This is a genomic window from Fulvivirga ulvae (genome assembly GCF_021389975.1).
GTDB classification, from domain to species: Bacteria; Bacteroidota; Bacteroidia; order Cytophagales; family Cyclobacteriaceae; genus Fulvivirga; species Fulvivirga ulvae.
This window is the reverse complement of record NZ_CP089981.1, coordinates 887119-898986: the sequence shown is the minus strand read 5'-3', so window position 1 is coordinate 898986 and position 11868 is coordinate 887119. Positions and strand designations below refer to the sequence as shown.

The window sequence follows — 11868 nt, the reverse complement described above, 5'->3', positions numbered from 1 at the left end:
AAGTTGGTATTTGGGTTTAGGTTGAACGGTCCCGGGGGTGGTTCCCTGGGACTACCTTTTCTATATTTATTCCCCTTTAAAATACGCCCATTTTATTAAACCAGCGTTTTCCAAAGAGTAGCTAAAATTTTAGATATTTTTCTAACACAAGCCCCCCTCATGGTCAGTTAGCAGGTAATGCAGTTTCAGGCACCGGCTTCCCAGTCCAGCAGCCTGCCTTTGTAAACACCTTCTATGTTTTCACCATTGTCCAGTTTCAGGTGAAACTCAATTACATACTTATCCTTCCACTGCGACACTTTAACAGTGCCACTTGTAGCATATAAAGATTCACCCCTTTTATTATTGATATCATAATTTATAAGTACTTCTGCGCCCGTAAAAGTAAAAGGATCCCTGTCCTTGTCTTCTGATTCCTTGAAATTATAAGTTCCGGAACTAATAGCATCAGGATTATCGCCATGCAGGTCAAAGTATATGTAATTGAGGGCAGGTGTTTGTATAAACTCGGCTTTGGCAGCGGATCCCAGGTGAAGATCATAATCATACGATCTCTTATCAGGGTGTATTCCAAAAGCTTCCAGATATGCGTGGGGAATTTGGAAAGTATTTCCCTTGTAGTCAAACGTATTTGATTCCCTTGTTTTGTTATGAAAAGCTAAGATGCCCGTGAATAATGATACATAGAAAAGAGCTTTTATTGAAGTTTTCATAACCAGAGTATTTTTATACAAATATGGTTACGTATGAGCTCTGGATTGTAAGGGTAAACACCTAATTTGTACTAAGTAAAACTCTTAAATTTTAAAAGCCTGATATGTATCCTTCCTCTACGGCGAAAAATCCCTTCAATTTTTTAATGGCGGTTTTATTGGTCAGCATGATCAGGTAGTCTCCCGTAGCCACTTTAATAGTTTCGGAGGGGTTTTTGTGTAGTTTTCTTTTACCGTCGCCAACCTTGACAATTCCCAGAAGCACCACGTTGAATTCTTTTTTCAAGTCAAAAAATACCTTTTCATAAAAGTGGTCCTTAAACGGATTGTTATCCAGCACCATAAACTGCTTGATATCATAGTCTTCATCAGTTTGAGGGTAAGCGATAATTTCTTCACTATAAACAGCTACATCGGGCTCGAAGATATAGCTTGCCAGTAGTTTTGAGGCAATTTCATGTTTGGAAACGGCGTAGGTCACGCCTGCGCTGTGGAATGTGCTTTTAAGATTGGAATTGTCAAGCGTAACTACAAAGTTTAGATTTTCATAATGCTTTTTCATATTCAGTACATATACCAGCTTCTCGGTATCATCTTTAAGGTTGACAAATACGATAGAGCTTTCTCTTATATTTACCTTATGGAGGAGATCAAAATTATTGTAGTCGGAGAATAGCGTAAAAACTTGTTTGGTCGAGTAATATTCATGGATAATATCAATATTATCCTTCTCTTTAGTTACTATGGCTATGTTTCTATTGGCAGCAACCAGTTGATCAACCACAGCTTTGCCAAAATCAGACCAGCCGATCATGACTACATGGTTAGTGAAACTGGTACCATCAAGTCCAAGCTTTTTATTTTCTTTAACGGTATTCATAATGTTGGTGATTTGTCCGATAAGCACGCCATAGAAGCCGAGACTGAAGATAAGGAATATAGAACCGAAAAGGCGACCCTGATCAGTTACAGGGTGTAAATCTCCGTAGCCCACGGTGGTTAAAGTAACTATTGAGAACCATAGGGCGTCGTCAAAGCTTTTGATGTTGGCCTGAGGGTGAGCGGCCTCTATTTTTATTAAAATACTTAGCAATAGCACATAGATTATAATAAAACTAAATGCTATTGCCAGCAGCTTTATGTAGTTGGGTTTTTTCAACATATCTGGTATTTCATATGTTACCCGCTTCTGAATTTTTAAATTCGCATGCCCAGACGCACCTCGTCGGCGATTTTTTGATTATATTCAAAAGACATTTTCTGGTAATTGATAATGTCTATAATAGTGCCAATGTAGCACAAACCAGCAGTTAAGAAGAACAAGATTCCCATACCTACCTGATTAAGCACAAAGCGCTGTATACCTGCTATGCCCAGTAATCCAATTAACGAAAAAATGAGTATTTCCTGAGGGTTTTTTCTTCTTGCCCGATAGACCCCTATAAAGTTTCTTGCCTGTTCCTCGTCCATTTTCTCAACGATCGCCTGTATATAAATTAACTCTTCTCCCTGAAGCTCAGGCATTAAGTGCATTGCGTTTGCCATTTTTAGTTGTTGTTAAATTTTTGACTTGATTGAATAAAATGATAATGTAATTATCCTGTAAGATAATATTATTATTGCGAATAATCCTAGAGGGTGGCTGGCAAAAGAGGCCTTGAATTGTCCATGAAAAGCCTGGGAAACGGATCTCCCAAGGCCGCACCCCGGGCAAAATTCAAAACCAAGATTACTTAGAGGGCAAAAAGAGAAGTGTGTGTGAGTGCCGGCGGGAAGCAGTGCCAGAGCTATAAGGGCTGTCAGCCATATGAGAGCTTCTATTGATAGCCGAACCCTTATAGCCCTGATCTTTTTCACATTGTTATTTTTTTAACTCCAGTAACGCTATGTTTTCCACATGATGTGTGTGTGGAAACATGTCTACCGGTTGCACGGCTGTCACCTTATATTTCTGATCCAATATAGCAATATCTCTTGCTTGTGTAGCAGGGTTGCAGCTTACATACACAATACGTTCCGGGGCGGCATTGAGGATTACTTTGCAAACATCTTCGTGCATTCCTGCCCTCGGAGGATCAGTGATAATCACGTCTGGCTGACCATGAGTACGAATAAAATCATCATTGAGCAGATCCTTCATATCACCGGCGAAAAAATCGGCATTGCTGATGTTGTTAATTTCAGCATTCACCTTTGCGTCTTCAATGGCAGCTTCAACATACTCTATACCTATAACTTTCTTTGCATTATGTGCTACATAATTGGCAATGGTTCCTGTACCGGTATACAAGTCATAAACCAGCTCGTTTCCGGTTAATCCTGCCAACTCCCAGGTTTTTTTATAAAGTAAGTTTGCCTGATCCGTATTAGTTTGGAAAAATGATTTAGGGCCGATCCTGAATTTCACAACCTTGTCGGGGGCATCAGGAAGAGCCATTTCCTCCATTATGTAAGGCTTACCGTACCAGTTCACTACTTCCAGGTCATGAAAGGTTTCATTGCCTTTGGTATTTATCACATAGTTTAATGAGGTGATCTCCGGGAATGTGTTTTTCAGGTGATCTAGTATCAATTCAAGTTGTTCCCTATTGTCCCCGGCTACCTGGAGGATAACCATAACCTCACCAATGGAAGTATCCCTGATGATCAGGTTTCTGAGAAAGCCCTGTTGCGTGATCAGGTCAAAGAAGGAAATGTCGTGTTCAAGGGCCAGCCCCCTTACTGCGAGTCTGATGTCGTTTGAAGGTTCCGGCTGCAGGTAGCAATGGTCGATATCCAGAATTTTGTCGAATCTTTTGGGAATGTGGAAGCCCAGTGCATTTCTGTCCAGGTCTTCATCGCTGTTAATTTCTTCTTTTGTAAGCCACCTTTTGTTGGAAAAGGTAAATTCAAGCTTATTCCTGTAGTAACGGGTGTTGGCTGAGGGGAGTATCCGGCTCACATTTGAAAAAGGTACCTTGGCTATTCTTTCCAGGCTGTCAATCACCTGCTGGTGCTTGTATGCGAGCTGGGTATCGTAGTTAATGTGTTGCCATTTACACCCACCGCAGGTGCCAAAGTGGGTGCAGAAGGGCTCTTGCCGTTTTGTTGAGTATTTTGAAATATGTAAAGGGATAGCTTCAAGAAAGGACTTCTTTTTTCTTATTATTTTGATGTCAGCAACATCGCCAGGCGCCACACCCGTCACAAAGACCACCTTTCCGTCATAGTGAGTTATACACTTGCCTTCTGCTGCAATACCTTCAATTTCTATGTCTTTTAAAACTTTATTTTTTATCTTCATGTTTTAATTGCCCCAATCAATCAGGTCTTTTTACTATCGTTCCAAACTTACGTGTGTTCGCTATGAGAAAAATTTTACTCGTTTCCATTCTCATATTAATCTGCAAAGTTAGCTCATTTGCTTCTCATATTGTAGGGGGAGAGTTTGAATTAGTCTACCTCAATGGGAATAATTACAGATTAAACCTGATCATTTATTTTGATGAGATCAATGGGGCACCAGGCGCCAAATATACTCCTCTGCCGCTAGCCTGGATATACCGCAAAAGTGACAATGCAGCGATGATGCAGAATATTCAATTGTCACTGTTTTCTGAGGAACCCGTGGAATATACTGTACCATCATGTGCAAACGACGCTATTGTTAAAACCACCAAACTTGTTTTTAGCCGGGTTATTACACTTGATCCCAACAGCTATAATGACCCCGATGGCTATTATATTGTCTGGCAGCGCTGTTGCCGAAATTATAACATCATCAACGTGATAAGTGAAAACCCTGATGCGGGTGGTATAGGGTCAGGCCTTACGTTTTACCTGGAGATACCACCATTAATTAAGGATGGAGAGCGCTTTATTAATAACTCTCCGCAATTATTTCCACCGTTGAGTGATTATGCCTGCGTTGGTCGCGGTTATTATGCGGATTTCAAAGGTGTAGACGCCGATGGGGACTCATTGGTTTATACATTGGCGACCCCGTTGAATACACCATCTGCAGTACCTCATCCCCAACCACCTTCAACCGCCCCTTACCCTCATGTAATATGGGAAGCGTCTTACAACATTAATAATATAGTCCATGGTGATCCTGACCTGACTATAACAGATGATGGTCTGCTCAGGGTAACGCCCACGGAGCAGGGAATATTTGTGTTTGCCGTTAAGTGTGAAGAGTTCAGAAATGGAGAAAAAATAGGGGAGGTAAGGCGCGATTTTCAGATGGTGGTGGTCGAATGCCCACCCGGGGGGAGTGAACCGGATGTGAATATTGAGCTTGAGGATGGTACAACTTACAATGAAGGGGATGTTTTGCATTTCCCTGCTGATGATGAAACCAAATGTGTGAAGTTTTTTATAAAAGATGAGAAGGGCGGAGAAGTAAACGTAAAACTTGATCCCGAAGGGTATGATGAAGAGAATTTCTCTATAGATACACTAAAGTGGTCTCCCAATAGAGATGAGCTTGAAGTAACGGTTTGCTTCACTGATTGCCCTCCTGATAAAGACCTTCCTTTTGAAGTGAATTTTATAGGGTTGGATGGTACCTGTCCGCAGCCTTTGCAGGACACTGTAAAGTTGACAGTAAAAATCACTCCTCCGGATAATGATCTTCCAGTGCTTAGTCATAAGGAGGATAGCGATGGCAGTTATTCGGCAGCAATTCAGCGGTTGGTGACTGTTGATGAGATGGTCGGTGGTATGAAAATAATAGAACTGCTTGGGCAGGATGCTAATAATGATTTGATGGACTTTATGCTTGAGCCTGTTGATTTTGAATTGGTGGATTATGGCATGAGCATCGTTAATAAGTCGAATGGTCCGGGCGTTAGAGAAACCTGGCTGCAGTGGAACTATGATTGTCAACTGATAAGCTTTGACGGGAAAACGTCATTCGAAATAAAAATATATCTTGAGGACCAGGATGACTGCCTGTATGAAGAACCTGTGTTGGTTACCTTATTCCTGAATATTAAGTTGCCTGATAACAGTTTGCCAGATGTATATAGCAACAAACTGGGAAGTAGCAATCAGTATGCGAAAATTACAGCCCAGCTTGATGAGACCGTATCCTTTGATGTGCGCGGGACAGATCTGGATGGGGATTTGGCATTTATAGAGGCTGTTCCTGCGAATTTTTCATTTTCTGATTACAATGTAAATTATAATCGGGTGGAAGGGCAAGGCAAGCCTTCAGCCACTCAGTTGAACTCTACCTTTTCCTGGGCCTTGGAGTGCAAGAGGTTCAATCTTGCTGAGCAGGATTCTTTCAGGATCTATTTCATGATGGAAGATTTTGACAAATGTGAGATTACTAACAGAGATACTCTTACAGTTGATTTTCTGTTGTCTCCTCCACCCAATTCAGATCCGTTGTTGACTGTGGAAAGCACTAACAAAGAATCGATTGTTCAGGATACCATACATATCATCATGGATGAAGAGATCAATTTAAGAATTATCGGGCGTGATTTTGAGGGAGATTCAATAACGCTGTACCTGGTTGATGATCACTCTGAGCAATTGGGTTATAAGTTTGCGGGAAAAAGCGGTATGGGTACTGTTGTTTCTGATTTTACGTGGTCTCCGGAATGCTATGTGCTGGAAGGACGGCCCGAAACGTATGTGCCACTGACTTTTGCCGTTCAGGATAATCACTGTACCCAGCCCAGAGCTAATGAGTACGCTTTGATTGTCCATATTGAAGATATTGAAGATAAGAGCGATCAGTTTATTCCTCCTAATATCTTCACTCCAAATGGCGATGAGCTTAATACCTACTTTGGTATGTACAGGATCAACAAGCAAACCGGTATTGAAGAAAATATCCTTCCTATAGATAACTGCGCAGGTCAATTTGAGAAGGTTGTGGTGTATAACCGCTGGGGCAGGGAGGTTTACTCCAGCAACGACCGTCACTTTAAGTGGTATGGAGAAGGAGTAGCCTCCGGGGTATATTTCTACTATATAGAGTACACTAACCGAGGATACCGGGGTTCACTTACTGTCAGGTTTTAAGCCGGCACATTATAAGAACGAGATCTTTTTTAGCTTGTCTTCTTTAATGAAGACGGTCTGACCATCCCACTCTGTCTGGGTCCAGATGTCTTTTTGCCCTTTTATGGGTAAGCGATGACCCTTGCCGACAATAGCAACTACCTCAGCACCGGCAGACGGGCCGTCCATAATGTAAGTATTACTTTGGGTAATGATTGCCTTATGATAATCCCTGCCAAAGTTTAGGGTGTAGAATAGCAAGGTCAGGGTAAGGATAGCCATGATGCCGGCAACAATTGGTTTTTTGTTATATTTCTTTTTGTGGTATACCATTATAGCCACAAGCATCAGGGCCAGGGCCAGCAGTACCATTACAATGGTATCGAAGAATTTGAAAAAGACAGTTTTGAAGAAATCAAAATCACCATAGCCATAGCCTTGAAGGTCTCGTGCCTTGGCAAGTTCTTCCATTTTGTTCAATGCTTTCCTGTCTGCTGTCTGTAGGTAATACAAATTGATGTAGTAGAGAGCATTGGTATAGTCACCAAGACCTTCCTTGATGAAGGCCATCTTCAGGAGCATGGCCGGTGAAGTGAGGCGCTCTTTTTCCAGCAGGTGCTGATAGATGTCGAAAGACTCTGTATACTTTTTGGCCAGGAAGAGAGAGTCGGCTTGAAGCAGGGCTTCATCCGTCTGGTCTTGCGCCTGAGTGGCACCTGCGAAAGTAAGCAGTAAAAGTGTACAAAGTATTCGGAGCTTCATGGGCTGTGTTCTTAAGTTTCTTGGAAGGCCAAAGATAAATTATGAAAATTTATAAACGAAAAAAGTGCCTAGAAATTACAGGAGAGGCACATTTTGAATTTTAGTTCATATTTTTTTAGTTTTTTTTTAGCGAAGCTTTGCATTTTATCTCCGAGACATTACCTTTGCATCTCCATTACGAAACAGGGCAACAAAAAAGCCCTGATTTAACAAGGGAGGACGTTAAGATTCCGTAGCTCAGCTGGTAGAGCATCTCCCTTTTAAGGAGAGGGTCCTGGGTTCGAATCCCAGCGGGATCACTCTAAAAACCCGGTCTTCTGACCGGGTTTTTTGTTTATATCCAGATACAGTTTATTGCGGGATTTTTTTCTTTTAAAAAAATAATACCTTCCGAAAGTACTCACCATCCAAACGTTCTGTTCTTCAATCCGTATTAACTAAAGTTAGCCATAATTGAGTCGTCTAAAGAAGATCACTTGTCAACCCTTACATCGCCCGATATAAAACCTTTTAAAATGCTCAGGCATTTGTACAAGCCCCTGCAACCCACAGTACAGCACCTGGGGCATATTGGTTACCGGGAGGTGCTGCCTTCAGCGGTTTTACAGTCTTTTATTTATTGTTATTGGGAGTTGGTGTCCTCAAAGGAGCTGGATGCTCCATTTTCTTACCAAATAGTAGCGGATGGATGTATAGATATCTTCTTTGATGCTGCGAATCCTGAAGAAAGCTATGTGATGGGTTATTGCGACTCGCATACCTCATTTGCATTGACTGAAAACTTTCATTATATAGGCATACGTTTTTTTCCGGCTGTTTTCCCGCAACTCTACCGAATAAATGCTATAGAGTTAACCAATAGAGCGGAATTCCTGAATGCCATAAGCCCTTCAACGGCCAGGCTTCTGTCCGGTTTGGAAATGCCGGCTACTTTGGCCGGTATCAGGAATAAGCTGGACAAACATTTTATTCATCTGTTTTCCAGGGCAGGGTTTAAGGCTGATCCCAGGTTTTATCATGCTCTGGACCTGATATTTACAAATCAAGGAAGAGACCGGATAGAATCGGGTTTTGATGTAGGGGTTAGCTCCAGGCAGCTTCGGAGGCTTTTCGGTAATTATATAGGTGGTTCTGTGAAAGCATTTAGTAATGTGGTGAGATTTCAGCAGATTTTACACAGTGCTGCTTTAGGGATAAATCCACTAGAGCAAAGAGCTTTTCTGGACCATTATTATGATCAGGCCCACTTCATTAAAGAGTTTAAGCGTCTTTATGGAATTACACCAGGGCGGGTGCAGGGCTGGTAAGCATTATGTCCGATTTTTACAATAAATCTTTGACTTCCTTTCTCATTTTTGTGTCATAATCAACTTTGATACAACATCATTATGAGAACATTTGCAATATCAATCACCTTAGTGTGCTTTAGTACACTTGTTTTAGCTCAATCAGTCACCCAAAGTAAACAAACTATGAATATGAAATTGAATGCTGGAATAATTACCGAAAAACTAGAGGAAACCAGAAAGTTTTATACAGAAGTACTTGGTTTCGGTGTCACCTTTGAAAATGAGTTTTATCTGTTGATGCACACACCTAACAATCAGGCAGAACTCAGCTTTTTGATGCCAGACCACCCTTCTCAGCAACCACTGTTTCAACCAGCTTTTGGAGGGAAGGGTGTTTACCTTACGATAGAGGTTGAGGATGTGGATGCGGTTTATCGAGAGCTTAAGAAAAAAAACGTAAAGATCATTATCGATATCAGGGATGAAGACTGGGGAGACCGGCATTTTGCCATTCAGGATCCCAATGGTGTAGGTATTGATATTGTGACCTACTCAGGTCAGGGATAGAAGTGGGCGAGGTTTGATTTCGTCTTGTCTTACCTTCACTCTAAATCCGTTTCCTGTGCAGTACTACTCTTTGCACGCAGCCTTTTGTTTGGAATGGAAACTACAGAATTAAACTACGGCTTTGCTAAACTTCTAAAGACTTTGTAAAGCCCGGCTGTTCTGTAGTACAGGCAAGAGGTCATAGGCTCAGGCAGTATGAGTTCAACCTGCAAAAGGTGGTAAGATAACTTTGGACAGAATGCTTTCGTCATCACAAAGTAGGAGAGTTTTGACTCTCTGTAGCTGTGGTTTATTTTCAACCCAACTTAAAAAAAGCATGGAGGGACAGGCAAACTAGGTAACAATGCCTGTCCCTGATTATTGATTCCCACCTTTGCAGGAATTCTAAATCATCTGTAGTGTTCCTCCGTCAGCACGTAAAGTAGCGCCGTTGGTAGCAATTGAAACAGGACTGGAGAGGTAGGCTGCGAGTGTTGCTATTTCTGTCGGTTCTATGAAGCGCTGTATAAGGGAGTGTGGGTTTGTATTCTGCATGATAGCCTGCTTCATATGTGCAACAGGTATTTTCTGAGCCTGAGAGATTTGCTCCACTGCCTTGGCAACACCTTCTGAGTACGTTGGGCCACCGAGTATGGTGTTGACCGTTACGGTGGTGTTTTTCGTGAGTTTGGAGAGACCGTTGCTAATGGATAACATGGCCGTTTTGCTCATTCCGTAGTGGATCATGTTTTCGGGGATATTGATGCCTGACTCGCTGCTGATGAAAATGACTCTTCCCCAACCTCGGGACAACATTTTTGGGAGCAGTGCTCTTGACAGGCGAATGCTGCTCATCACGTTGATTTCAAAGAAGCGGTACCACTCTTCGTCTGTAAGCTCGGTAAAATCCTTAAGATCAAATATTCCGACATTGTTTATCAATATGTCAACTTCCGGGAGTTTAGTAAGAAGGTTATTAACCTCATCGGCTTTAGCGAAATCTGCGGCTATTCCTGAAACCCGGGCATTAGGAAAATCTTTTTGCAGCCTCGCAATTGCCTCATCTAGTTTCACCTGCGTTCTGCCATTTATGATAACGTGCGCACCTTCGGCTAATAATTGACTGGCTATGGCATAACCTATACCCTGGGTGGAACCACTGATAAACGCTGTTTTTGATTTGAGTTGTAAATCCATATTGTGTTGTTGGTGTATTTTTTTGTATTGATCAATACAAAAAATGATAAAAAAAATTAACTGAGTATATCGAGCTGCATGTCGATCTGTTTTCTAAGCAGGTCTTTATCCGGGTACATGCGTCTGGTAACGTTCAGGCCATTCCAAAGTGTGATCAGGTAGCGGCCCAAAACTTCAGGGTTGGTCTGATTTTTTAATTTACCCTGCTCTTGCTCACGGGCGATGGTATCTGTAAACATTTGCTCAACCTCTCTCAATATCTGTACGGCTTCGTGTTCCAGATCATCATCAATAAAGGTCATTTCTACAACGGTATTGACAATGATACAACCCTGCAAATGACTCTTTTCATCAGCCAGGGCAATGCTCCGGAAAAAATCCTTGATCAGACCCAGCGGATCGGCACTCAGGCTAAGCTCTTTTTTAAAATCGTCAAATGCCTCTCGACGTTGTTGGATCGCTTTGCGGAATAGTTCTTTTTTACCTCCCTTATAAGCATTGTAAAAACTCCCATAGCCGATTCCCATGGCCTTGAGCAGGTCATCCATAGAAGTAGCGGTGTATCCTTTTGACCAGAATAGTTGTTGTGCTTTGGCCTCTACCTCCTGATTATTGTATTTGCTTGGGCGACCTCTCATTTTGCAAGATTATATTTATGTATTAATCAATACAAAATTAGATAAGTTGATCAAATAAAAAAATACTTTCCGAATTTTAGTCATGGCTTTTGAGACTCAGGACTCTCCGTTTACTGCGTTCGGGCAAAATCTTTAACCACTGAAATATCAAGTCGGTCATTAAGTCTTTCTGCATAATGCACCTTTTTGATCATCAGTCCTTTGTCAATTAAAAATTCAGCGGGCATGGTTTTTATTGATTCACCCCCGGCCATCATGTGTACAGGTACCTTTGTTTTTATCGCATTATAGGCAGTTTGTACAAATGAGCTTAAGTGGCTTACAGCTGATTTATACCCTGAGCTTTCAAGTCCGTAGGCGTTATACCAAATTTTTTCCGGATCTGAAATGAGAGGAATGGGTGATACTTCCTGATGGAAAGTGCTCCTCAGAAGTACCCTTTCCGGGGATTCGAAGAAGAAAATCATTTCCATCCCCTGAGCTTTTAACTCTTCATAGATCCTGGTCAGTGTATGTACCCTCAGGTTACAAAAAGGGCATCCCGCATGCCTGAAAAAGCCTATAAATACTTTTTTGTCTTGATACTCATTTAGGTCTATTGTACGTTTGAAGATATCAGTAAGCCTGAATACCGGGGCTTTGAGGTTACTTTGAAGCATATGTTAAAAAAGGTTATGCCCAATATACGACAGGATCAGGCGCATAGCTGCACTATTGCCGATT

The 11868-nt window shown here is 41.7% G+C and carries 12 protein-coding genes and 1 tRNA gene; 4 read left to right on the top strand and 9 right to left on the bottom strand.

Features of this window, described 5'->3' with window-relative positions; all coding sequences use genetic code 11:
- Window positions 1-185: 185 nt before the first annotated feature.
- From LVD17_RS03845 to rlmD, 5 genes are all read right to left on the bottom strand, one after another.
- On the bottom strand, window positions 186-713 hold the full coding sequence (locus LVD17_RS03845; RefSeq protein ID WP_233764864.1) for a hypothetical protein: 528 nt from the start codon (window positions 711-713) through the stop codon (window positions 186-188).
- A gap of 91 nt (window positions 714-804) precedes the next feature.
- The gene (locus LVD17_RS03840) at window positions 805-1875 is read right to left on the bottom strand and encodes a potassium channel family protein (RefSeq protein ID WP_233764863.1); all 1071 of its coding nucleotides are present in this window, start codon (window positions 1873-1875) and stop codon (window positions 805-807) included.
- Between the two features lie 35 nt (window positions 1876-1910).
- Entirely contained in the window at window positions 1911-2258 is a 348-nt protein-coding gene (locus LVD17_RS03835) for a TM2 domain-containing protein (protein ID WP_233764862.1), read from the bottom strand.
- Window positions 2259-2270: 12 nt separating this feature from the next.
- Window positions 2271-2570 (bottom strand): DUF2752 domain-containing protein, encoded by a 300-nt coding sequence (locus LVD17_RS03830; protein WP_233764861.1) that lies wholly within the window; start codon window positions 2568-2570, stop codon window positions 2271-2273.
- A gap of 4 nt (window positions 2571-2574) precedes the next feature.
- Window positions 2575-3996, bottom strand: coding sequence for a 23S rRNA (uracil(1939)-C(5))-methyltransferase RlmD (rlmD, locus tag LVD17_RS03825; protein WP_233764860.1), 1422 nt, complete (start codon window positions 3994-3996; stop codon window positions 2575-2577).
- Window positions 3997-4058: 62 nt separating this feature from the next.
- On the opposite strand from rlmD, the gene LVD17_RS03820 reads away from it, so the two are divergent.
- Complete coding sequence (locus tag LVD17_RS03820; protein ID WP_233764859.1) at window positions 4059-6734, top strand: T9SS type B sorting domain-containing protein; 2676 nt, start codon at window positions 4059-4061, stop codon at window positions 6732-6734.
- Window positions 6735-6743: 9 nt separating this feature from the next.
- Here LVD17_RS03820 and LVD17_RS03815 read toward each other — a convergent pair whose 3' ends face one another.
- Complete coding sequence (locus LVD17_RS03815; protein WP_233764858.1) at window positions 6744-7475, bottom strand: SH3 domain-containing protein; 732 nt, start codon at window positions 7473-7475, stop codon at window positions 6744-6746.
- A gap of 226 nt (window positions 7476-7701) precedes the next feature.
- Between LVD17_RS03815 and LVD17_RS03810 the strand changes: the two genes are divergently transcribed.
- The 3 genes from LVD17_RS03810 (at window position 7702) to LVD17_RS03800 (ending at window position 9331) form a co-directional block, all read left to right on the top strand.
- Window positions 7702-7774 (top strand) — tRNA-Lys (locus LVD17_RS03810).
- A 216-nt stretch (window positions 7775-7990) separates the two neighbouring features.
- Window positions 7991-8782, top strand: coding sequence for a DUF6597 domain-containing transcriptional factor (locus LVD17_RS03805; RefSeq protein WP_233764856.1), 792 nt, complete (start codon window positions 7991-7993; stop codon window positions 8780-8782).
- A 171-nt stretch (window positions 8783-8953) separates the two neighbouring features.
- Entirely contained in the window at window positions 8954-9331 is a 378-nt protein-coding gene (locus tag LVD17_RS03800) for a VOC family protein (RefSeq protein ID WP_233764855.1), read from the top strand.
- A gap of 384 nt (window positions 9332-9715) precedes the next feature.
- On the opposite strand, the gene LVD17_RS03795 is transcribed toward LVD17_RS03800, so the two are convergent.
- The 3 genes from LVD17_RS03795 to LVD17_RS03785 all read right to left on the bottom strand — a co-directional run bounded on the left by LVD17_RS03795 (window position 9716) and on the right by LVD17_RS03785 (window position 11804).
- Window positions 9716-10507: an SDR family NAD(P)-dependent oxidoreductase gene (locus LVD17_RS03795; protein ID WP_233764853.1), complete on the bottom strand. Its 792-nt coding sequence runs from the start codon at window positions 10505-10507 to the stop codon at window positions 9716-9718.
- A 56-nt stretch (window positions 10508-10563) separates the two neighbouring features.
- Complete coding sequence (locus tag LVD17_RS03790; RefSeq protein WP_233764851.1) at window positions 10564-11145, bottom strand: TetR/AcrR family transcriptional regulator; 582 nt, start codon at window positions 11143-11145, stop codon at window positions 10564-10566.
- A 110-nt stretch (window positions 11146-11255) separates the two neighbouring features.
- Window positions 11256-11804, bottom strand: coding sequence for a redoxin domain-containing protein (locus tag LVD17_RS03785; protein ID WP_233764849.1), 549 nt, complete (start codon window positions 11802-11804; stop codon window positions 11256-11258).
- Window positions 11805-11868: the final 64 nt, after the last annotated feature.

Coding starts and splice junctions, on each gene's coding strand:
- LVD17_RS03840 (WP_233764863.1), bottom strand. CDS start 1,875: ATGTTGAAAAAACCCAACTACATAAAGCTGCTGGCAATAGCATTTAGT.
- LVD17_RS03790 (WP_233764851.1), bottom strand. CDS start 11,145: ATGAGAGGTCGCCCAAGCAAATACAATAATCAGGAGGTAGAGGCCAAA.
- LVD17_RS03845 (WP_233764864.1), bottom strand. CDS start 713: ATGAAAACTTCAATAAAAGCTCTTTTCTATGTATCATTATTCACGGGC.
- LVD17_RS03785 (WP_233764849.1), bottom strand. CDS start 11,804: ATGCTTCAAAGTAACCTCAAAGCCCCGGTATTCAGGCTTACTGATATC.
- LVD17_RS03805 (WP_233764856.1), top strand. CDS start 7,991: ATGCTCAGGCATTTGTACAAGCCCCTGCAACCCACAGTACAGCACCTG.
- LVD17_RS03800 (WP_233764855.1), top strand. CDS start 8,954: ATGAAATTGAATGCTGGAATAATTACCGAAAAACTAGAGGAAACCAGA.
- LVD17_RS03795 (WP_233764853.1), bottom strand. CDS start 10,507: ATGGATTTACAACTCAAATCAAAAACAGCGTTTATCAGTGGTTCCACC.
- LVD17_RS03815 (WP_233764858.1), bottom strand. CDS start 7,475: ATGAAGCTCCGAATACTTTGTACACTTTTACTGCTTACTTTCGCAGGT.
- LVD17_RS03835 (WP_233764862.1), bottom strand. CDS start 2,258: ATGGCAAACGCAATGCACTTAATGCCTGAGCTTCAGGGAGAAGAGTTA.
- LVD17_RS03820 (WP_233764859.1), top strand. CDS start 4,059: ATGAGAAAAATTTTACTCGTTTCCATTCTCATATTAATCTGCAAAGTT.
- rlmD (WP_233764860.1), bottom strand. CDS start 3,996: ATGAAGATAAAAAATAAAGTTTTAAAAGACATAGAAATTGAAGGTATT.